Here is a 22,663-nt window from a genome sequence, read left to right as displayed (position 1 = left end):
ATTCCGTAGCGAACGCTTCACGCACTGGTGGGCTGACCGCATAATTCCGCATCCAGGGGGGAACAGCGGGACTTGCGCGGCCACCAGGACAGTAAGGACTTCTGTGGCCGCGCTTTGCGTTGACGGCGGAGTGGACTGCCGTTGACGTCGGTGCTCCGCCGGACCAGAAGCGACAACACCAGGGACCAGCGTGATGAACTCGGGTGACTTCGGGGGGAAGTCAGGACCTCCACCGCCTCAAGGCGAAGCTTGAGAGCTGGCGCACCTCTCTGGTGGATCTGAGCGGTCGGAGTAATCGTCAATACCTGTGGATGGCTTGGTCATGGCCGCGGGTTGGTCCCCCTGATGGCCTGCCAGCGGGAGCTCGGGGTAGCTGACGTCAGGAGTTGGACTCCTGTGCCTCGGAGGGTCACGAGCGCGGTGTGGACGGGGTCGAGTTCCTCGACGGGACGGTGGTAGGCGAGGATCTGCGTCAGTTCCAGGTCGATGGCTTCTGTCGAGTCGCGGATGCGGTCGAATCGGGCGCCGCAACGAACCGGCCCGAGCATGCAGCGCACGGTGGCGGTGGCCTCGGCCGGGTTCACGATGGTGACCTGATCAATCGCCAGTTCCACCTCGACGGGATGGCTGCTGGGGGTGAGGGGCTCGGTCATGCTGCCACCTCGGTGCGCTCGGCCAGGACGCCGTTCTCGAACTTGGCGCCGGAGCGGACCAGGGCGACGAGGTGTGCGCCGGTGATCGCCCGCCAGCGGGCCTGGGCGGACTCGACGAGCTTGAACACCATCGCCGGGGCCGCGGCCGGGCTGCCGGCACCACGGGTGACCTTGGTTCGCAGCTTGACGGTGGAGAACGTCGACTCGATCGGATTCGTGGTCCGCAGGTGGATCCAGTGGTCGGCCGGGAAGTCGTAGAACGCCAGCAGCTCCTCGGCGTCGTCCGTGATCTTCGCGACGGCCTTGGGCCACTTCGCGCCATAAGTCTTCGCGAACGTCCCGATCGTCTTCTCGGCGTGGGCGCGGTCCTCGGCGTGGTAGATCTCCTGCATGGCCCTCGTCGCGCCCGGTTGCGCGGACTTCGGCAGAGCGTTCGTGACGTTGCGGGCCTGGTGAACCCAGCACCGCTGATGGCGAGTGGTGGGGAACACCTCGGCCAGGGCCCGCCACGGCCCCATCGCGCCGTCGCCGACCACCAGCTCCGGGTCGCGCATGCCGCGTCGGCGGCAGTCGCGCAGCGGGTCGGCCCACGACTCCGTGGACGTGCCGTCGACCCGCACGCCGAGCAGGACCAGGACGCACGGGTACGCCTGCCCGAGCCGGACCTTCGGGCGCACTCCGTCGGCCCATACGTAGACGACGTCGCGGTCGGACAGGTCGCGGGCTCGGAAGACGACGTGGTCCTCGCCCCACTGCTTGGTCAGCCGAGTGACGGTGGCCGACGACAGCCCGATGGCCGAGCCGAGGAACTGCTCCAGCGCGGGCAGGAAGTCGCCAGAGGAGAGTCCACGAAGGTAGAGCAGCGGCAGCACCTCGCTGGCCTTGGGCGACTTGCGGCACCACGGTGCGAGGATCTTCGAGGAGAACCGCTTGCGCTCGCCGGTCGTCCCGTCGACCCGCTTGTCGTTCACGCGCGGGGCCCGGACCTCGATCGGGCCGGCGGCAGTGATCACGGTTCGCGGCCGGTGGTGGCCGTTGCGGACCACCAAGCGGCGACCTGCCTCGTCGGTATCCGCCGCCAACTCGGCTATGTACTGATTGACTTCCGCTTCCAGAACTGCGGCCGGCATCCGGCGGGCACCCTCGCGGACGATCTCGTCGATCAGGGAGCCAGACTGCGTGGAGCCATCGGCGTTGACTACGCTGAGCACGGACGTGCCTTCCCGACCCGCGCTGCGAACGCGGGCCTACTCGGTGACCATCACAGGATCATCCGGGAAGGTACGCCCTCCGCGTACCCTCCCGGAACCGATCCACAGGTCTTGAGCATTGCTCCACTCGCACGTATGCGTTGGCATCGAATGCGACGGCGCCATGTATCACTCCTCGCGTGCAGTCCGGGATCGCGACCGGCTGATGGAAGCGGTCCGGCGGCCCAGCGAGTGGAGTTCGTGACGGTCGACGCCGGCCCTGCTCCGTGGAGCCGTCCCTATCAGCATGTCGACCCCGACCTGTTGACAGAGGTGCGCAAGAGGTCGAGCAGGCAGCGGGGCATGCGGGACGTGGAACTGCAGGACCATGACGCCATGGACGTGGTGGCGTGAGCTGGGAATGGCAGGGATCGCCCTACCGGGCATCCGCAGTCACACCACGTGTGGCACGCAGTGGAGACCACTCGTCGCTCATCGCCGAGGATCGGCACCTTGAGAACCGCCGACGTACCCTCCGGGAAGGTGCGCAGCGGGTAAACACTTTAGTGCACGAGTTAGTGCACGAGGCAGTTGGCGCGGATTGATTTTGGGACTCCGCGGCGTCTCCGCCCTGGCGCTGGACGCAACGCCGCCGCACTGAGGCGCGTCGATCGCGATGACATCGGCCGTGCGGAGTTTGGGCATTTTCACCTGAAGTCGTTGGTGAGACTCCAGAATGCTGGTGAGCCGCACACCACAAGTCGTCGAGACTGGGCGATAAGGCGGGAATGCGTCAAACTACCGCCCTTCACGGTCTCTTTTCATGGCGCGGCCAGCCACTAGGATCTGCGTCAAGGGTCTGACCACGGGGAACGGTCGACCCCTGCAGGACACGAGGAGCGGGGAACAGGCATGCGGGAAGGCCGGTGGATCACGGTCACCGAGTCCGAGTTCGATCACGAACGCCGTGGCCTGGACACGATCCGGGAGAAGTTGCCGGACTCCGACCCCTGGCGTGCCTGGTCGAACTTCACCTTCACCGCGAACACCGGTCACGTCCGTGAGGTCGACCTGCTGATCGTGGCCCCCGGCGGCGTCTGCATGGTCGAGCTGAAGGACTGGCACGGTTCGGTCACCTCAGAGAATGGCACCTGGGTGCAGACCACTCCCGGTGGCCGCCGTCGCACCCACGGCAACCCGCTGCACCTGGTCAACCGCAAGGCCAAGGAGCTGGCCGGCCTGCTCGCCCTGCCCGGGGGCAAGCGGGTCTGGGTCGCGGAGGCCGTCTGCTTCACGGACAACGGCCTTCGCGTGCGGTTGCCCGCCCACGACCAGAACGGCGTCCACACCGTCCACCAACTGGTCGAGATGCTCAAGCAGCCTCCACGGGACGAGCGGCGCCGCATCACCGCGATCGGTTCGCGCGAGATCGCGGCATCCCTCAAGAACATCGGCATCCGTAAGAGCGACGCGCAGTACAAGGTCGGCCCGTACGAACTGGAACGGAAGTCCTTCGACTCCGGCCCCACCTGGGCGGACTACCTCGCCCGCCACAGCGACCTCCCCGAGGCGGCCCGGGTCCGCATCTACCTCAGCGAGCGCGGCTCCGACGCCTCCCTGCGCCAGTCCGTCGACAACGCAGCCCGGCGCGAAGCCGCCGTGCTGGGCCGTTTCAAGCACCCGGGCGTGGTCGAGCTCAAGCAGTACTTCCCCTCGGGGCACGCCGCCGGCCCCGCGCTGATCTTCGACTACCATCCAGACACCCTGAAACTGGACGAGTACCTGGTCCAGTACGGCGAGAAGCTGGACATCCTCGGCCGGATGGCGCTGGTCCGCCAGCTCGCCGAAACCATGCGTTCCGCGCACTCCAGCCGCATCCACCACCGGGCGCTCGCCGCTCGCTCCGTGCTCGTCGTCCCTCGGCCGCGTGGCAGGAAGGGCCGGGCGGTGGGGGAGGAAGCCGCCTGGCTCACCCCGCACCTCCAGATCTCCGACTGGCAGATCGCCACCCAGCGCAGCGGCGACTCCTCCCAGGGCCAGGGCATGACCCGCTTCGCGCCGACCGCCCTGTCCGCGATGCACCTGGCCGACGACGCCGACGCCTACCTCGCGCCTGAACTCACCGCCCTCACCCCCGACCCGGTCCACCTCGACGTGTACGGACTCGGCGTCCTCACCTACCTGCTGGTCACCGGCAAGGCCCCGGCCGCCAGCCAGGCCGAGCTGCTGGCCCGCCTGGAGGCGGGGGAGGGACTGCGTCCCAGCTCCCTGGTGGACGGACTGTCGGAGGACGTCGACGACCTGGTGCAGGCCGCCACCGCCTACCGGCCCGGTCAGCGGCTGTCCAGCGTGGACGAGTTCCTGGAGCTGCTGGAGGTCGTCGAGGACTCCCTCACGGCCCCGGACCCGGTGGCCACCGGTACGGAGGGGGCGGGCGACGAAGAGGACCGGGCGGCGACCGACAAGGACCCGCTGGAGGCCGTCGCCGGTGACGTGCTCGCGGGCCGGTGGGAGATCCGGCGCCGCCTCGGCACCGGCTCCACCAGCCGCGCCTTCCTCGTTCGCGACCTCCAGGCCGAAGCCCGCAGGAACCGACCGCTGGCCGTGCTCAAGGTCGCCCTCTCCGACAGCCGCAGCGAGATCCTCGCCCGCGAGGCCGAGGCCATGGGGCGCCTGCGCCCCCACTCCGGCATCATCCGCCTCGTCGAACCCGAGCCGCTGAACCTCGGCGGCCGTACCGTCCTGGCGTTGGAGTACGTCGGCGACGAGCGCGACGAGAACGGGCCAAGCACCGACGGCGGACGCCGGCGCCGCCGCGAGGAGACCGTCGCCCGCCAGCTCCGCGAGAACGGCCGCCTCCAGGTCGACCAGTTGGAGGCGTACGGCGACTACCTCTTCGGAGCCGTCGACTTCCTGGAGGGCGAGGGCGTCTGGCACCGGGACATCAAGCCCGACAACATCGCCATCCGCATCCGCCCCAACCGCACCCGCGAGCTCGTCCTCATCGACTTCTCCCTCGCCGGCTATCCGGCGCGGAGCACCAACGCGGGCACCGACGGCTACCTCGACCCCTTCGTCGACGTCGTCACCCGCGGCTCGTACGACTCGCACGCCGAGCGGTACGCCGTCGCCGTCACCCTGCACCAGATGGCCTCCGGCGAGCTGCCCAAGTGGGGCGACGGCAGCGTCCTGCCCCGCATGACCGACGCCAAGGAGTGGCCGTACCCGACCATCGCGGCCGAGGCGTTCGACCCGGCCGTACGGGACGGCCTCGTCTCCTTCTTCCAGAAGGCCCTGCACCGCGACGCCGGCATGCGGTTCCCCGAGCTGAAGCCGATGCGGGACGCCTGGCGCAAGGTCTTCCTCGACGCCTCCAAGGCCGTCCCGTCCAGCCACCGCTCCCGCCATCCGGCCGCCGCGACCACGGGGGAAGGGACACCCGACCAGGGCGCCGCCGCGGCTACGATCGCGGACGCCGAGCCGGGGACCGCCGAACAGCAGCGCGACCGCCTCGCCGCCGAGGTCGCCAGGGACACCCCGCTGACCGTCTCCGGCCTGACGCCCGCCGCCCAGTCCTTCCTCTACGGCCTGGGCATCACCACGGTCGGCGAGCTGCTCGACTACAGCCGTCGCAAGCTCGTGAACGCCCCCGGGCTGGGCGCCAAGACCCGCAACGAGGTCCAGCAGCGGCAACGCGAGTGGGGTGAGCGACTGCGCGAGATCCCGGTCTCGCCGCTCACGCCGAAGGGCCGCGCCGAGGCGAAGGAGGAACTGGAGCAGCTCTCCGCCGCCGAGTCCGCCCTTGTCGGTGAACTCGCCAAGGGCCGGTCGGCGGGCGCCCTGCCCCCTCGCACGCTGCGCGCCGTCAGCCTCGACACGCTCGCCACCGTCTTCGTGCCCGCCGTCAACAACAACGGCTCCAACCGCAACAAGGCGGAGATGGTGCGGCTGCTGCTGCGACTGCCCGACGAGCACGGCGCGCTGCCCGACATCGGGGTCTGGCCGAAGCAGAAGGACGTGGCGGACGCGCTCGGCCTGAGCCACGGTCGCATCCCGCAGATCCTCAAGGAGGAGCGCAAGCGTTGGAAGGCGGAGCCCGCCGTCCGCGCACTGCGCGAGGAGATCGTCGACCTGCTGGTGACCATGGGGCGGGTCGCTTCGGCAGTGGAGATCGCGGATGCCCTGGCGGTTCGGCGCGGCACGCATCTCGCGGGGCGTGAGCAGCGACGTGCGATGGCGCTGGCGGCGGTGCGCGCCGTGGTCGAAGCAGAACAGTTGCTGCCGCAGGAGGCCGAGTTCCAGCACCAGCCGAACCGCAAGGCGACGGACGAGTCCCTGGGGGCCGGCTTGCTCGCCCTCGACGTGCGGGAGAGCGACGGCCCGGACACCCCGACCGCGCCGGGCCTGCTGGAGTACGCGACCCGACTCGGCAGGACGGCCGACCGGCTCGCGAAGCTGGACACCCTGCCGACGGCGGCGACCGTGCTGGCCGAGCTGGGCGCACTGACGGTGCCGCCGGGCGCGGTGGACTGGGACGAGCGGCGCATGGTGCAACTGGCGGCGGCGGCTTCGGTGAACGCCGCGGCCACTCCGCGCCTGGAGATCTACCCGCGGGACCTCTCGCTCGTCCGGGCGCTGCGCCTCACCCAGGCCGGGCTCGTCCGCTGGGTCCCGGGTATGCCGGAGGGGCAGCAGCCCGGCCTGACCGGCGACGCCGTGCACGAACGGGTCCGCGCACGCTTCCCGGAGATGGTCGTTCCCGACGGGCGGGGCGGCACGCACCACGAACTGCCGACCGGAGGCCCGCTCACCAAGGCGTTGCGCGACGCCGGCTTCGAACTCTCGCTCAACATGCACGAACGCGAGGGCGTGCTGCGTTACCTGCCGACGCGGATCGACGACGCGTCCAGCTACCTCACGACGGGTGCGTGGCGGCAGTCGACGCGTACGAGCGCGGTGACGCGGTACGTGGACGATCCTCAGCTCGCGGGCGCGGTGCGCGCGGAGGAACGACTGCTGGCGTCGGCCCGCCGCGACGGGTACCGGGTGCTGACCGTGCGGCAGCAACTGGTGCGGGACGCGGTGCGTGAACTGGGCGCCGGGCGACTGGGCACGGACGCGGTGTCGGTGACCGAGCTGTTCCTTGAGGCACTGCACGCCCAGGTCACCCCCGGCACCAAGCCGACCTGGGAGACCCTGCTCAAGGCGGACGCCGCCGAGCCGGGCTCGAAGGGCGCGGTGCGGTTCGCGGAGTACGCGCGGACGGCGTGGGGCGCGGTGGAGCCCCGGATCGCGGAGCTGCTGGGCAACGGCGGGTCCGGGCCCGTTGTGCTGACGGAGGCCGCGGTGTTCGCGCGCTACGACGCGATGGGCGTCCTGGACCGGCTGGCGTCGGCGGCCCGGCAGGGCGGCAGGGGCCTGTGGCTCCTGGTCCCGCAGAGCGACCCGTCGCGCGAGCCCCGGCTCGGGCAGGTGGCCGTGCCGTACCAGGCGGGCCTCGGGGAGTGGATTCAGCTTCCGGACACGTGGGTGGGCAACGCCCATCGCGGTTCCGGCGAGGGTGTGGCAAGCGCCGCTGTCGAGGGAGATGCGAAGTGATCGACCGCAAGGCTCTGTTGGATGACCTGAAGAAGCAGGTCAAGGCGGTCGAGACCGACCTAGGGCGCCAGGTGAAGGCGCTCGGGGACGTCGGCGCGCGCCTGAGGGCCGAGTACGACCAGGCGCGCAAGCTCGGTCGTACGGCGGCGACATGGACCTCGTGGCTGGACGAGCGAGTCACGCAGGTCGCGGTGGCGTGGGTGCTGGGCAGCGTCTTCGTCCGGTTCTGCGAGGACAACCGGCTGATCCCGGAGCCGTATCTGACGGGCCCGGACGGCGACCGGCGGGAACTGGCGGAGTCGCGCTATGACGCGTACGTGGAGTCGGACGACGACCCGACGTACCGGGGCTGGCTGGAGAAGGCGTTCGAGGAACTGGGCCAGGGCCAGGCGGGACGGCTGCTCTTCGACCAGCGGCACAACCCGCTGTACCAGGTGCCGTTGTCGCACGACGGCGCGCGGGACCTGGTCGAGTTCTGGCGGGGCAGGGACGAGGCGGGCGTCCTCGTCCACGACTTCACCGACCCGCTGAACGAGGACGGCACGGAGGGCTGGGACACGCGGTTCCTGGGGGACCTGTACCAGGACCTGAGCGAGGCGGCGCGGAAGACGTACGCGCTGCTGCAGACGCCGGAGTTCGTGGAGGAGTTCATCCTCGACCGGACGATGAATCCGGCGGTGCGGGAGTTCGGCTACGAGGGCTTGAAGATGATCGACCCGACGTGCGGGTCGGGGCACTTTGTGTTGGGCGCGTTTTGGCGGTTGGTGCGCTTGTGGGGGGAGGGGCAGCCGGGGAAGGACCTGCACGAGCGTGTCGCGGCTGCGCTGGACTCGGTGCACGGCGTGGATATCAATCCGTTTGCGGTGGCTATTGCGCGGTTCCGGTTGTTGGTTGCGGCTATGGCAGCGAGTGCGGTGCGGACCCTGGGGGAGGCTGCGAAGTATGAGTGGCCGGTTCACCTGGCGGTGGGAGACTCACTCATCAAAGCTCGGCAGTTGGAACTGACGTTGGGTGGGGACGAGGGCAGGGAGGATGACCTACTGGCGTCCTACGCGTATGCCACGGAGGATGTACACGAGCACCCCGGTCTCTTGCAGCCAGGAAAATATCACCTGGTGGTGGGGAATCCCCCGTACATCACAGTGAAAGACAAGAAGCTTAATCAGCTCTATCGTGAACTATACGACGCGTGCGCGGGTCCCTACCCTCTTTCGGTCCCATTTATCCAGCGGTTCTTTGAGCTTGCAAGGAAAGGGAGTCGGAATGGTCTGGGCTTTGGTCGGGTCGGTCAGATCACATCTAACTCATTCATGAAGCGAGAGTTTGGCGTAAAGCTGATCGAAAGCTATCTGGCTAGCAAAGTGGAACTCACTGAAGTAATTGATACTTCGGGTGCCTATATTCCGGGGCACGGGACGCCTACTGTAATCCTCATTGGGACACGTCGGTCAGGGAGGTTTCGCTCAAGCGCAATCCGCACCGTCCGTAGTGTCCAAGGGGAACCAGTCGCGCCCGAGCGCGCTGAGGATGGTTTGGTTTGGAGTGCCATTGTCCGGCAGATTGATAATCCTGGAACGGTGAGTGCGTGGATTTCTGTCGATGACCTGGAGCGGGCTCGATATTTCAGTAGGCAGCCGTGGGTGCTGGCCGCAAATGGCCTGGAGATGGTGGAGGAGATTGAATCCGCGGCGCCTAGGCGTTTGCGTGAGGTCATTGAAGACATCGGCACGGGGGCGGTGCCACGTGAACACGAAGCTTATGAGATCGGTGCTGCCACAATAAGGCGCCACAGAATCTCTGAGCGCTACAGTCGGCCAATTGTGGCCGGAAATGACATTCGGGACTATTCCGCTTGGAGTCCCGTCCCTTCCATCTGGCCATATTCTGAACGTGAATTTAAGGCTGAGGCGAGTGAGGGGGTCGAATATTTCCTGTGGCCCTATCGTACTCAGTTGGGTCGGCGCGTTGCCTTTGGGAAGACGCAGCTAGCGCGGGGGCTCACCTGGTTTGAGTACTCCATGTTTTTCACGGGTCGCTATCGTGTTCCGCTATCGATTTCAGCTGCGATTGTAGCGACGCACAACCATTTCCTTCTGGATAGAGATAGGAGAGTATTTAAACAATCTGCCCCTGTGGTCAAGCTGCAAGAAGGGGCAAGCGTCGATAGTTACCTGGAACTTTTGGGGCCGCTCAACAGCTCCACTGGTGGTTTCTGGCTCAAGATGGTAAGTCACAGCAAGGGGACCGAGGGGCATCAGTCTGGGATCAAAACTGAGCTTTGGGAGCAATTCTACGAGTTCACCGGCTCTCGATTCCAGCAGTTCCCGCTACCGCCCACGTATCCACTTCACCTTACATCGAAACTCGACGTCCTTGCGCGAAGCCTCATGGGTGCAAGCCCCAGCGCCCTCGCTGCTGATTCCACTCTCTCCATTGAAGCTCTCCGTGAAGCCCGTGCCACATGGGATTTCACCCGCGCTCGAATGATCGCGCTCCAGGAGGAAGTCGACTGGCAGGTCTACTCCCTCTACAATCTCCACCCCCAAGACCTCCGCGTCTCCGAGGACCCCGACGACCCCAACATTCCTGAACTCTCCTTGGGGGAGCGTGCCTTCGAGATCGTTCTTGCCCGCCGTGTAGCCGCTGGTGAGGCCAGCGCTGAGTGGTTCAAGCGTCACAACTCCACCCCCATCACGGAGATCCCCGCCCACTGGCCCGCCCCCTACCGGGAGATGGTCCAGAAGCGGATCGACGTCATCGAGTCGAACCGGGCCATCGGAATGATCGAGCGGCCCGAATACAAGCGGCGCTGGGCCACCGAAGGGTGGGACGCCCTTCAGGAGAAGGCCCTGCGTTCCTGGCTGCTCGACCGGATGGAGAACCGCGACCATTGGTTCGACGAGAACGGGCAGCCCGCCATCCTTACCCTGGCCCGGCTCACCGACGCGCTCTCCCGGGACGAGGACTTCGTCTCCGTCGCCAAGCTCTACGCGCCCCGGAAGGAACTCGCGAAGGTCGTCGCCGAGTTGATCACCGACGAGCACGTGCCGTTCCTCTCCGCGCTGCGTTACAAGCCCGCCGGTCTGAAGAAGCGTGCCGACTGGGAAGAGGTGTGGGACCTCCAGCGCAAGGAGGACGCCGCGCCCGACGAGCCTGCCAAGCGGAAGATCCGGGACTCCATCCCCGTGCCGCCGAAGTACACCTCGGCCGACTTCCTCCGCCCGTCCTACTGGCGGGCGCGCGGCAAGCTCGACGTGCCCAAGGAGCGGTTCGTCTCGTACGGGCAGACCAACGCCGCCACGCCCGAGTTGTACGGGTGGGCCGGCTGGGACCACCGGGAGCAGGCGCAGGCCCTCGCCACGTACTTCACCAACACCGCGCTGTCCACCGAGGAGATCACGCCGTTCCTCGCCGGTCTGTTGGAACTTCAGCCGTGGTTGTTCCAGTGGCACAACGAGTTCGACATGCTCTACAGCGGCTCCCCGGCGGACTTCTTCGCCGGTTACCGCCAGCAGAAGCAGGGCGAGCACGGACTCACGGACGACGATCTCCGCGGCTGGCGGCCCCCGGCCGCAGCTCGAGGTCGTCGTGCCGCCGTGAAGAAGTAACCGGAGACGACTCGGTGTCGTGCCCCCCACGACACCGAGTCGGCCGGCGACGAGGCCGCCAGGCGAGGCGTGACGCTCCAGCGTCCGCGAGGTTGGCGCCCAGTCGCGCTCCAAGTCGATTGCACAGAAGGCTCGATGTGTCCCTCGTCCACTCGCTCGCCACTCCTCACCTGGAGCGATCGAACCGAGTTGAGGCGACCCGTTCATCTGATTGCGGAGCCACTGTAGGTTTCTGCCATGAAGCAGGGTAAGGACGTCACGAATCCCGAGTCGCGGTTCTTCGCGTTGTTGCTGTCGGCGGCAAAGCTTCCTGGCGTGCGTATCCACCGGGAGGCGTACCTCCGAAGTGCGCTCGCTCGCCGCTGCTCCGAGGAGGAGATCCGAAAGGCGATAGCTGAGACCCCCGCTGCGGCAGGCATCCCCGTCAAGGTTCTCGACAAGGCGGCCAACGACTCCATCCGCTACGAAACCGCCAAGGTCAGCACTCTTTCCGCCGCCGCTGGGATACCCGGGATCATCGCCCTGCCCGCCACCGTGCCCGCCGACACGGCACAGTACGTGGGTCACATGCTGCGTATCGCGCAGAAGCTGGCCTATCTCTACAGCTGGCCCGATCTGTTCTCCGAGGAGGGCGACGAGGTCGATGACGCGACCAAGGGCGTGCTCACACTGTTCTTCGGAGTGATGTTCGGCACCAGATCGGCGAACGTCGCGGTGGGGAAGGTCGCGGGGATGATGGCGGAGCAGGTTGCCAAGAAGCTGCCCCAGAAGGCACTTACCCACGGGGTCGTCTACCCCATGGTGAAGAAGGTCGCGGGCTACCTCGGTGTCAGGATGACGACGCAGTCCTTCGCGACGACCGTCTCGAAGGCCATCCCACTCGTGGGTGCTGCCGTCTCCGGCGGGCTCACCCTTGCGACCTATCTTCCGATGGCCAAGAGGCTCAAGAGGCACCTCGCCAGCCTGCCGCTGGCGGAGCCGTCGCACCGAGTGGCGGACGGCGAAGTCGTGGACGCCGAGGTTGTGGACGGCGACGTCGTGGAGGACCACGGGCCCTTCGCCCCGGCCACCGCCGAACAGCGCGGCGCGGACGCCACCGCCGTCAAGCTGGAGGAACCTCAGTCCTGAGGCCGCGAGCGCCGCTCCGGCCCTACGGCAGAGTTCCGGCCTCGCCCGGCGATCGTTTCCGCGCAGGGCCCGCTCGTCCGCCGGCCCCGCCCAGCTGATCACCGCGGAACCGCGTCAACCCCTGGAATTACCAGCCACCCGGGGCGGGGCCAGTGAAGCGATCTCCCGGTCGAAGAAGTCGTGGAATCCCTCGCCACGCTCATACAGCGCTTCGAATCCGGTGTTCGTTTCCCGGATCAGTGAGCTGTCGGTGTAGCGGTTGGCGCCATCCGCGTTTCCGTCGTCGTCGTACACGACCTCGTACATCACCGCATCACCGAGAATGACGACTTCCGGAACCGGTCGAATCCGCTCGATCGGCAAAATGTCGCGGGCGTCGAGAACCCTGATGTCGTCGCCCACCTCCACCCGCACACGCAGGACGTGCAATTCCCACTGCACATACGGCGTCACCGGGAATTCCACGACGCGAAGACGACGGTGCTTGACGCCCGATTGCGACGCCCGACGGAGTTCCTGCGCGTAGTCCTCGCGCCTCTCGTCGGCCAGGGCCAGAGCTCCCTCCCAGTCGCCGGCGGCGAACGCCTCCCAGCTGGGGAAGCCGCGCTCCTGGAAGTGCTGGCCACGTTCGAGCTTGTTCAGGAAGTCGATCCCGCTGGAGTAGATCCGGCCCAAGTCAGCGTGGTACGTGGGGCGGTCCAGGCGTTCGGAGGCACCGCCGGGGAAGGAGTCAAACACTGGGGATGTCCGGCTTCGCCGCGATGAGCATGTTCCTGGGGATGACCACGAGGCGTTCGTCCGATCCGATCGAGACCCCGTCGGGCAGGTTCTTGCCGAGTGACTGGGTGAGGTCCCGGCCGATGACGGCGATGTCGCCGTTGGCGAGCTCCCAGATGTCAGGGCAGTCGGGAGTTCCGGTGGTGTTGCCGAGTTCCTGGGGCGATTTACCCAACCGCCGCTTGAATGCCGTGGCCGGATCCGCTTCCCATGGCCGGGACATGCCCATCGCCTCCTCGGTCGGTCGCAACCCGTCACTGTAGCCTGTGCCGCGACGTTCTGACCAGTGTCAGACCTGGCTCGCAAGGGCCCCAAGGGCATTGGCGAGGACTGGTTCCTCCTTGTCCCCCGGTGCCCAGGGAGGGAACCATAGGAATCGCAATGAAGATTGCGCCAATGCCCGGTGAGTGACACCTTTCAGTTCCGCTGTCCGACAATCGTGTGAATGGAGGGGCGGCTGTGGACGGAGAAGTGGCCTCGGGACGCGACCAGCACATCACCGAGCGATGACGGGTGACACGGACGGCCACGCCGAGAACCACGGGCGCGTCTACCAGTCGCGGCGCGACCAGTACATCACCGAGCACCACCACTACGGCAACGACGGGTCGGACCACGGCGGACCGGACTCGGTGCGGCGCCCGGCGGTCGGCCGCTGCCCCGTCGCGCTGCGCGACCGCAGCGAGGTGATGGAGCGCCTGCGGGAGAACGTCGGGCCGGAGCGAGGCGGCCAGGTCTACGTGTTGTACGGGATGGGCGGCTCGGGCAAGACGGCGGTCGCCTGCGCCCTGTTCGACGAGGTCACCGCGGAACAAGGCCGGGTCGGCCTGTGGGTCAACGCCGCCGACCGTGCGAGCCTGCGCGCCGGCATGCTCGCCGTCGCAGCCGACCGAGGAGCGGGCGACGGCGAACTGCTCGCCGCACGCAACGGCCTCAGACCCGCCGCCGACCTCGTCTGGAAATACCTCGACCGTTCCGCCGAACCCTGGCTACTGGTCCTCGACAACACCGACGAACCCGAGATCCTGCGGGACGGCAACTGGCTGCGCACCAGCCCACGCGGCACCGTCCTGGTGACCACCCGGCGGGCGGCGGCCCGGTGGTGGCCCGGGGCCGAGCTGCAGCACATCGGCGTACTGCCCCGTGAGGACGCCGCGCTCGTGCTGCGCGACCTCGCACCGCACAGCGGGACGACGGAACAGGCGGCACGGGTCGCGGACCGGCTCGGGCGGCTGCCCCTCGCGCTCACCCTGGCGGGCGGCTTCCTCTCACACCAGGTCATCGACCCCTGGACGATGGACGCCTACGGGGACCAGCTCGATGGCGACGAACGGGTCCGGCTGATCGACCGGGGAGCCGACGCGATGTCCGCAGCGGATCCCCGTCAGCTCGTCGGCCTGACCTGGCAGCTCACCCTCGACGCATTCGAGGAGCGCGGGTTGCCCGAAGCTGCGGCCCTGCTCAGGCTGCTGGCCCGGTTCGCCGCGGAGCCGCTGCCGCTGACCCTGCTCAACCACACCGGCATCGGGGCCGTGCTGCCCCGGGCCCGGACGGAGACGGCCCTCAGAGCCCTACTCGACCAGTCGCTGTCCGAGCTGGTCGACGCCGCCGGCGCGCGCTGCATGCAGAGTCACGGCATCCTTCTCGACAGCGTTGCGGCGGCCACCCCCGCGGACCTGGTGCCCGCACTCGATGCGACCGCCGTCCTGCTGCTCGACGCGGTCGTGCCCGCCGTACCCGACGCGGGGCCGCACGATCCGCGACTGCGCCTGCTGGTACCGCACGCGCTGACCCTGCTGAGGGACATCACCGGGCAGTCCGCTGCTGATGCCCTGACCGTCGCGACACGGCTGGCGGTCGCCCTGCACCGGACCGGTGACTACCTCCTGGCCCGGGAGACCGCCCGCACGGCTGCGGAACTCGGACAACGGCACCTCGGCGCGGACCACCGTACGGTCCTTGCCGCACGCTCCAGGGCCGGGCGAGCACTGTTCCGGCTGGGTAGGTACGCCGAGGCTGAAGCGGAGCTCCGCGCGGTCCTGGGCACGCAGGAGCGCCTGTTCGGCGCCGACGACCCCGACACCGCGGACAGCGGCTACGGTCTCCAACTCGTGCTGGCCAACCTCGGCAGACGCGAGGAATCCGTCGCGCTGCTCCGCGACACCATCGCCCGGCGGCGCTCCGCGCTCGGCCCCTCGCATCCGCTGACCCTGCGGGCCCGCGCCAGCCTGCTGGAGATGCTGCCCGCCACCGACGTGGTAACCGAGGAAGGCGGCGCCCTGCTAGCGCTGCCGGGCGAATGCGAGCGGTCCCTCGGCCCCGACCACACGGTGACCCTGGGCGCCCGGCACAACCACGCGTGGGCGCTGTACCTCCTGGGCCGCTTCGAGGAGGCCGACCGTGAGATCGGGCAGGTCACCGAGGCGTATGCGCGGCGCTTGGGGCCCGACTACCCGCTCGTGCTCGCCGCCCGGCAGCTCCTCTCCCGCACCCGGACCGCGCTCGGTCACACCGAGGAGGGGATCGTGCTGATGGCCGATGTCGTCGAGCGGCGGGAGCGCGGCCTGGGCCCCGAGCACCCCTTCACCGTTGCGAGCCGTGGGCTGCTGGACGCCTACCGATCAGGGCGATGGCGGCCGTAGCGCTGGCGACAGTCCTTGCGAGTAGGAGGGGACGGCCGCACGGACGGTGCGTGAGGGCATACGGCAGGTGGCCGACGGGAGTACGGATGTAGGGTGCTTTGCGCAGGCCGTACGGGGGACGTGCAGGACAAGTCGGACCGGCCTCGGGCCCCGGCGGCGGACCCCACGCGACACCGAGTTCGAGCAGCAGTACTGAACACCGTCAGGGAGAGCGAGACCCGCTATGGCCCAGCAGCCGCCCCTCCTCCGCGATGTCATCGACATCAAGGAGTCCATCTCCACCTCGGACTTCGTGCTGTCGCTCGCCGAGGCGACGACGGCCGATGGCGCCAGTGGCGCGCTCAAGGACTACGTCGTCACCGAGCGGCTGCTGGAGAACTTCGACGAGGCGCTGGCGCTCATCAAGTCCTCGCTCGACGGGCACCGCTCGAAGGCGGCCTACCTGCACGGATCGTTCGGTTCCGGTAAGTCGCACTTCATGGCCGTCCTGTACGCGCTGCTCAGCGGCGATCAGAGCGCCCGCGCCCGGACCGAGTTCGACCCCGTGCTGACCAAGCACGAATGGCTGACCACGGACGGCAAGAAGTTCCTGCTCGTGCCCTACCACATGCTCGGTGCGAAGGCCCTTGAACAGCGGGTGCTCGGCGGCTATGTCACGCACGTCAAGAAGCTGCACCCGGACGCGGCGACCCCGCAGGTGTACCGGACCGACTCCCTCTTCGCCGACATCCGCGCCAACCGCTCCACCTACGGGGACGAGGCGGTCATCCGTGGTCTCGGCGGCGGGAGCGACACGGAGGACGGCGAGGAGGACGAGTGGGGCGAGGGCTTCGCCTGGACCCCGCAGCTCCTGGACGCCGCGCTCGCCGCCGAGGAGAACCACGAGGCGGGCGTCCCGCTCGACCTCCGCAACCCCTCCACCCCGGCCGAGCTGCGGGCCAAGCTGGTCAACGACGCCGGCACCAACCTCTTCCCGGGCTTCGCCAGGAACGCCGTCGAGGACGAGCACGGCTTCATCTCCCTCGACGCCGGTCTCTCCGTCATCGCCGAGCACGCCAAGTCCCTCGGCTACGACGGCTTGATCCTCTTCATGGACGAGCTGATCCTCTGGCTCGCGACCCTCATCCACGATCAGAAGTTCGTGGCCCGAGAGGCCAGCAAGATCACGAACTTCGTCGAGGGCGGCGACGCCCGCCGTGCGATCCCCGTCGTGTCGTTCATCGCGCGCCAGCGCGACCTGCGGGAACTCGTTGGCGAAGAGGTCTCCGGCGCTGCAGAGTCCTCCATCCAGGACACCTTGAACCTCGCCTCCGGCCGGTTCGACAAGATCACGTTGGAGGACCGCAACCTCCCGCAGATCGCCCACGCCCGCCTCCTCAAGGCGAAGGACGCCGACGCGGAGCGACTCGTCGACGCGGCCTTCGAGCAGACCAAGCGGGTCGGCACCCAGGTCTGGGACACCCTCCTCGGATCGGAGAAGGGCACGACGGGCGCGGACGCGGAGTCGTTCCGGCTGACGTACCCGTTCTCGCCGGCGTTCATGGACACCCTCGTCCACATCTCGTCCGCGCTGCAGCGATCCCGTACCGGTCTGAAGCTCATGGGACAACTGCTTGCCAACCACCGCAACGAGATCCGGCTCGGGCAGCTCGTCCCGGTCGGCGACCTCTACCCGGTGATCGCGGAGGGCGGCGACAAGCCGTTCACCGACAGTCTGAAGGTCGTCTTCGAGGCCGCCGACAAGCTGTACAAGACGAAGCTGCGGCCCTATCTCCTCAGCTCGTACGACATCACCGAGGACGACGTCGAGCAGTACGTCAACCGGCCCGATGCCAGCACTGACCCGCAGCTCGCCAACCGGTGCCGGATGTTCGTCGGCGACAACCGGCTCGTGTGCACCCTGCTGCTGTCGGCGCTCGCGCCCAGCGTGCCCTCCCTGGCCGAGCTGACCATCCGGCGGCTCGGCGCGCTCAACCACGGCTCGGTCCTCGCCCCCATCCCGGGCGCCGAGGTCGGCATCATCAAGAACAAGGTCGCCGAGTGGGCCGCCAGGTTCCCCGAGATCAAGGAGACCGGCACCGACGCCAACCCCGGCGTACGGCTGGAGCTGTCCGGTGTCGACGTCGACTCGGTCATCGCGAACGCCCAGGTCAATGACAACCCCGGCAACCGGGTCGCCCTTGCCAGGCGTCTGCTCTCCGAAGAGCTGGGCGTCGAGCACGGACAGTTGAGCGACCAGCTCGGCTTCGTGTGGCGCGGCACGGCCCGCACCGCCGAGATCGTGTTCGGGAACGTCGCCGACGAGGACGAGCTGCCCGACCACGACCTGATGCCGCAGGAGGACGGGCACTGGCGGATCGCGATAGACCTCCCCTTCGACGAGGGCGAATGGGGCCCGGTCGAGGACGTCAACCGCATCCGGCGGTTGCGCGAGCGGCAGCAGGGCGAGCGGTCCCGCATCGTCGCCTGGGTGCCGGCCCACCTGTCCGTGCAGCGCTTCGCCGACTTCCGGCGCCTCGTCGTCATCGACAAGGCGCTCGCCGACGAGCACCGCTTCGACACCCAGTACGCCGGCCACCTCAACGCCGACAACCGCAGCCGCGCCAAGGGTCTCCTCGAAACCCAGCGCGAGGCCCTGCTCAAGCAGATCAAGGGCGCCTTCAAGCAGGCGTACGGGCTCGGGCAGAAGCAAGCGGCCGACGTCGTGCCCGACTTCGACGACCACCTCGTCCCGCTGCCTGACGTGGACGGCCTCACCCTGTCCTTCGGGCAGAGCCTGCACGACGGCATCCGGCACGTCGCGGGCACGCTGCTCGCCCACCAGTACCCGGCACATCCCGACTTCGACCCCGACGCCACCGGCACCGCCGTCAAATCCGCTGACACCCGCAAGGTGTTCACCCACGTGAGGGCCGCCGCCGAGGCGCGTGACGGACGGGCGGAGGTCCCGGCCGCCGACCGCAAGCTCATGCAGCGGATTGCTGGGCCCCTGCGCATCGGACAGCAGAAGGAGGCGTACTTCGAGCTGTCCCGCTACTGGGCCGACCACTTCCGCCAGCTCGCCAGCGCCCAGGGCAGCACGGGGGACCTGTCCCTGATCACCCTGACCGACTGGACGGACCAGCCCGACCCCCGCGGCCTGCCCGACTTCCTCGCCCGGCTCGTCGTCGCGGCCTTCGCCGAGATGGACGACCGGGTCTGGGTGCGCGGCGGCACCGTGCTCGACCCCGCGCCCGAACTGTCCGCGATCAAGGACCACGACGCGCTGCGCAGCCAGCCGTTGCCCGCCGAGTCCGACTGGGACACGGCACGCCAGCGCTTCGAGACGATCTTCGGGCAGAAGACTCCCGCCCTACGACGCGGTCGCATGGTCAACCAGTTCGCACGCCAGATCATCGAGGGCGCCCGCGCCCACCGGGACCACGCGGCGGACCTGGTGCACCAACTGGAGGCCCACGCCTCCTTCCTCGGCCTCGACCAGACGGCCGACACCGGGCGGCTCGCCCTCGCCCGCCGCTCCCTGCAACTGTTGGACGCGCTTACGGCGGAGGCGGGCAAGGGGGCGACCGGGGCGAAGAAGACCGTGGAGGCCCTCGCCTCCTTCGAGCTCGGCGAGACCAGCGCCGACCGGTACGGGACCTCCATCAAGCAGGCCCGCAGCGTCGCCGAGGCCGTTGCCTCCGCGCCCTGGAGCACCCTCGAACTCGCCGCCGGACTCGGCCCCGAGGGCACGGCGCTGCTGGACACACTGCGCGGTGTCGCCAGGGACGACCAGCGCAGCGCCAACCTGCGCGACACGCTCGCCCACATGCAGCGCGAGGTCGTGGCCCTGCTGAAGCGCCGCCAAGCCGCCACCACCCCTGCGCCCGCTGCCGTCGCGCCGCAGCCCACGGCCGACGACCTGTCCCTGAACACGGGGACCAGCGACCCGCGCATTCCCTTCGCCCCTGCGCAGACGCCCACACCGGCCTCCTCCGGCAGCGGCTCGTCGCGCACGGCCGGTGGGCGCCGTACGACCGCGGCACGCGCCGCCGCCGATCTCCAGGCGGAGCTGTCCGAACTGGCCGCCCGCCACCCCGACGCGACCATCGAGATCACCTGGAAGGTCGTCGAATGACGGACACCGTCGCCGCCGCCCCGGGCGCCGTCCGGCTGAACACCGCGACCGTCACCCAGTACCTGTCCTCGCAATCCTCCCTCGCCGCCTCCCTGAAAGAAGCCGACGCGGGCAAGCGCCGAGCCGTGCTGCTGCGGTCCGCGCCCCGGTGGGACGGGCCAGCCGAACCCGCCTGGGGCGAGGGCCGGACGGCGGGGGTCGCGGTGGCGCCCTCACCTCTCGCCGTCCACGAACTCGTCCTCGACCACCTGGCGGGCCGACGCCCCGGCCCCCCCGTCCTGGTCGTCCTCACCGACCGCGAACAGAACGAACTCGATCCGGCGATCACCGCCCGTGTCCACAAGCAACGCATCGACATGGTCGACAGTTGGGACGTCGTGCGGGAGGCGTTCGGCGCGCGACAGATCGACCCGCGCCTGAAGGACGCCAACTGGGCCGCCGAGGCCCTGCTCGACGCCACCCCGCCCAGCGGCTGGCCACACGTGCCCGGCGGCTGGCTGTCCCGGCAGTACGCCCTGACCGTGCTCGCCCAGCGACGACTGCGCCTCGGCCGCTACGACACCGAGGACGGCACGCGGGGCGCCGGTGACGACCGACTCGACGCACAGACCCTGCTGCACTGGTCGACCCGGCCCGGGGCGCCCGAGCGGCTGCTGGGCCTGCGCGGTCCCGAGCGCGCCGGACTGACCGCCTTCCTAGGCGAGGAGGACCAGGCCGGTCTCGCCGGGCGTGCTCTGCTCGCCCTCGTCGACGCCGAGCGCGGCGCGGACGCCGCCGCCTTCGGCCTCGTGTGCGCCGCCCTCTGGCAACACGCCGAACCCGTACCCGAGACGTACCAGGCCCGCGGCCGGGCCGAGCGCTACCTCGGTGACCAGCCACCGAGCGCCGGTGAACAACTCGACGCGCTGGTGGGCGTCTTCGGCCGATGCGCCGAGGAGTACGTGAGCACGCTGCTGACCGGACACGGCGGCACCGACGCGGACCAAGCCCGCGAGGCCCGCCGTACCACCGGCATCGTGCTCGACCGGTCCGCCGCACTGGCCCGCCAGTTCGGCGCGGCGGCGGCCGTCGCGGCGAGCCCCGTCCTGCGCGGTGGACTGGAAGCCCGTTTCGCCGCCGTCGGCCGGGCCCTCGCCGCAGGCGACACGGCCGCGGCGACGGAGGCCGTCCGACGGCTCGCGGACCACCGGCTCGCCACCGATCCGGAAGAGGCCGCCCGCATCGAACGCGCCCGCATGGCACAGCGCCTCGCCCGCTGGCTGGCCACCGACCCGGCCGCCGACGCCCCCACCGTCGCCGACGCCATACAGCGGCACGTCGTCGAGACCGGCTGGACCGACCTCGCCCTGGAGCACGTCGAGGCCGGCGGCGACCCGGACCCCGCCCTCAAGGCCGCCTACGACACCCTCGGCACGCGCGTCAGGGACCGGCGGCTGCGGATCGACGCGTCCTTCGCGCGCTCGCTGGCCGGCTGGACGAAGGACGGCACGCCGCCCGGCGGCATGCTCACCGTGGAGACCTTCCTCGGCCGGGTGGTCGGGCCCGTCGTCCGGCGTGGAGAGGAACGCCGGGTGCTGCTGCTCGTGCTCGACGGCATGAGCGCGGCCATAGCGAACGAACTCGGTGAGGAACTGCGCCGCTCCTGGGCCGAGTTCGACCCGCTGGACGAAGGCGATCCGCGACGGCGGGCGATGGCCGCCGCGCTCCCCACCGTGACGGCCGTCTCCCGGACCTCCCTCTTCGCGGGCACCCTGATGAAGGGCGCCCAGGCCGACGAGAAGAGGCTCTTCCCCGCGCTGAAGCTGTGGAGCGGGGCACCGGCCGCCGTCTTCCACAAGGACGACCTGCGCACCGAGACCGCGGGCGACACCTTCGGCCCGGCCCTCACCGAAGCGCTCACCGATGGTAGGACCCATGTCGCCGTCGTCCTCAACGCCATCGACGACCGTCTCGCCAAGGAGCAGAAACTCGGCGACGGAGCCTGGCGGGTCGACGACGTGCCCGGCGTGCGCGACCTGCTCCGGGTGGCCGCGGCCCAGGGCATGGCGGTCATCGTCACCAGCGACCACGGCCACGTCGTCGACCGGCACGGAACGAAGGCGGACCCGGCTGCCGAGCCGGGGTCGGCGCGGCACCGCCTGCCCGGCGGCCCGCTGGGCGAACGGGAGATCGTCCTCTCCGGGCCGCGCGTGGTCTGGCCGGAGCCCGGCGCGTCCATCGTCGCGCTCTGGGACGCGGACTCCCGCTACACCGCGCTCAAGGCTGGCTACCACGGCGGGTCCTCCCTCGCCGAGTTCACCATTCCCGTGCTCGCGTTCCTGCCGTTCGGGGCGGAGCCGCCCAAGGGATGGCGGGAGTTGGGAGATCAGCGGCCGTCCTGGTGGGCTCCTGAGGAGGTGGGGAGGGCGACATCGGGCGAACCTTCGGTCCGGTCGGCTGGTGAGGCTCCGAAGAAGGGGACGCCGAAGCACCGGAAGAAGCAACCCGACCCCGGGGCGCTGCCCGACGCGCTCTTCGAGGTGGCATTGACTGCCGGCGGAGACGACGCACTGCTCACACCGGTCGTCGTCTCCCGCACCGAGGCGTTCGTGACGGCGCTGCTCGATTCGGAGACGTACCAGGCACAGCTCGACGGTCTGGCGCGCAAGCCGCAGCAGGAGCAGGTCCGCAAAGCCCTCGCGGCCCTGCTCGATGCGGGTGGCACTTTGCCCGTGACCGCGCTAGCCCAGCGTGCGGGCATGCCCACAACCCGGAGCGACGGCTTCGCTGCGGTTCTGCGGCAGCTCCTCAACTACGACGGCGTACAGGTGCTGGAGACCTTGCCGGACGGGCGTACGCTACGGCTCCACGAGGCGCTGCTGCGCGAGCAGTTCGCCCCTCGGGCGCGCTGACAGCCTTCGGGGTGCCGGGCGTCAGCGGTCTCCACCGTGGACGCCCCACTCGTGATGCC

General features: G+C 69.2%; 11 protein-coding genes. 7 read left to right on the top strand and 4 right to left on the bottom strand.

The features are described from left to right. Positions 1-320 precede the first annotated feature (320 nt). Both ABZ842_RS33140 and ABZ842_RS33135 read right to left on the bottom strand, forming a co-directional pair. Positions 321-653 (bottom strand): hypothetical protein, encoded by a 333-nt coding sequence (locus ABZ842_RS33140; RefSeq protein WP_361545405.1) that lies wholly within the window; start codon positions 651-653, stop codon positions 321-323. Further along, positions 650-1,864 carry an IS256 family transposase gene (locus ABZ842_RS33135; protein WP_361545402.1) on the bottom strand — a complete coding sequence of 405 codons (1,215 nt, stop codon included), beginning with the start codon at positions 1,862-1,864 and terminating at the stop codon, positions 650-652. The genes ABZ842_RS33140 and ABZ842_RS33135 overlap by 4 nt, the downstream gene beginning before the upstream one ends. A gap of 240 nt (positions 1,865-2,104) precedes the next feature. On the opposite strand from ABZ842_RS33135, the gene ABZ842_RS33130 reads away from it, so the two are divergent. The 4 genes from ABZ842_RS33130 (at position 2,105) to ABZ842_RS33115 (ending at position 12,177) form a co-directional block, all read left to right on the top strand. Next, complete coding sequence (locus ABZ842_RS33130; RefSeq protein WP_361545399.1) at positions 2,105-2,257, top strand: hypothetical protein; 153 nt, start codon at positions 2,105-2,107, stop codon at positions 2,255-2,257. A gap of 498 nt (positions 2,258-2,755) precedes the next feature. Then, positions 2,756-7,441: a BREX system serine/threonine kinase PglW gene (pglW, locus tag ABZ842_RS33125; RefSeq protein ID WP_361545396.1), complete on the top strand. Its 4,686-nt coding sequence runs from the start codon at positions 2,756-2,758 to the stop codon at positions 7,439-7,441. Further along, positions 7,438-11,049, top strand: coding sequence for a BREX-2 system adenine-specific DNA-methyltransferase PglX (gene pglX, locus ABZ842_RS33120; protein ID WP_361545394.1), 3,612 nt, complete (start codon positions 7,438-7,440; stop codon positions 11,047-11,049). The genes pglW and pglX overlap by 4 nt, the downstream gene beginning before the upstream one ends. Positions 11,050-11,286: 237 nt before the next feature. Then, positions 11,287-12,177, top strand: coding sequence for a hypothetical protein (locus ABZ842_RS33115; protein ID WP_361545391.1), 891 nt, complete (start codon positions 11,287-11,289; stop codon positions 12,175-12,177). 114 nt (positions 12,178-12,291) lie between these two features. Here the strand turns inward: ABZ842_RS33115 and ABZ842_RS33110 are convergent, their stop codons facing one another. Continuing rightward, positions 12,292-12,915, bottom strand: a complete 624-nt coding sequence (locus tag ABZ842_RS33110) for a DUF6879 family protein (RefSeq protein ID WP_361545388.1) — start codon at positions 12,913-12,915, stop codon at positions 12,292-12,294. Further along, the gene (locus ABZ842_RS33105) at positions 12,908-13,177 is read right to left on the bottom strand and encodes a hypothetical protein (protein ID WP_361545385.1); all 270 of its coding nucleotides are present in this window, start codon (positions 13,175-13,177) and stop codon (positions 12,908-12,910) included. Before ABZ842_RS33105 ends, ABZ842_RS33110 begins: the two co-directional genes overlap by 8 nt. A gap of 283 nt (positions 13,178-13,460) precedes the next feature. Between ABZ842_RS33105 and ABZ842_RS33100 the strand changes: the two genes are divergently transcribed. The 3 genes from ABZ842_RS33100 to pglZ all read left to right on the top strand — a co-directional run bounded on the left by ABZ842_RS33100 (position 13,461) and on the right by pglZ (position 22,604). Continuing rightward, on the top strand, positions 13,461-15,596 hold the full coding sequence (locus tag ABZ842_RS33100; RefSeq protein ID WP_361545382.1) for a tetratricopeptide repeat protein: 2,136 nt from the start codon (positions 13,461-13,463) through the stop codon (positions 15,594-15,596). A 223-nt stretch (positions 15,597-15,819) separates the two neighbouring features. Continuing rightward, positions 15,820-19,713, top strand: a complete 3,894-nt coding sequence (locus ABZ842_RS33095) for a phage resistance protein (protein WP_361545379.1) — start codon at positions 15,820-15,822, stop codon at positions 19,711-19,713. After that, on the top strand, positions 19,710-22,604 hold the full coding sequence (pglZ, locus tag ABZ842_RS33090) for a BREX-2 system phosphatase PglZ (protein ID WP_361545376.1): 2,895 nt from the start codon (positions 19,710-19,712) through the stop codon (positions 22,602-22,604). The genes ABZ842_RS33095 and pglZ overlap by 4 nt, the downstream gene beginning before the upstream one ends. Positions 22,605-22,663 lie beyond the last annotated feature (59 nt).

The organism is Streptomyces sp. NPDC047315 (genome assembly GCF_040643215.1).
Lineage (GTDB): Bacteria > Actinomycetota > Actinomycetes > Streptomycetales > Streptomycetaceae > Streptomyces.
This window is presented reverse-complemented; position numbering and strand designations above follow the sequence as displayed.

Coding starts and splice junctions, on each gene's coding strand:
- ABZ842_RS33140 (WP_361545405.1), bottom strand. CDS start 653: ATGACCGAGCCCCTCACCCCCAGCAGCCATCCCGTCGAGGTGGAACTG.
- pglW (WP_361545396.1), top strand. CDS start 2,756: ATGCGGGAAGGCCGGTGGATCACGGTCACCGAGTCCGAGTTCGATCAC.
- ABZ842_RS33115 (WP_361545391.1), top strand. CDS start 11,287: ATGAAGCAGGGTAAGGACGTCACGAATCCCGAGTCGCGGTTCTTCGCG.
- ABZ842_RS33105 (WP_361545385.1), bottom strand. CDS start 13,177: ATGTCCCGGCCATGGGAAGCGGATCCGGCCACGGCATTCAAGCGGCGG.
- ABZ842_RS33100 (WP_361545382.1), top strand. CDS start 13,461: ATGACGGGTGACACGGACGGCCACGCCGAGAACCACGGGCGCGTCTAC.
- ABZ842_RS33095 (WP_361545379.1), top strand. CDS start 15,820: ATGGCCCAGCAGCCGCCCCTCCTCCGCGATGTCATCGACATCAAGGAG.
- pglZ (WP_361545376.1), top strand. CDS start 19,710: ATGACGGACACCGTCGCCGCCGCCCCGGGCGCCGTCCGGCTGAACACC.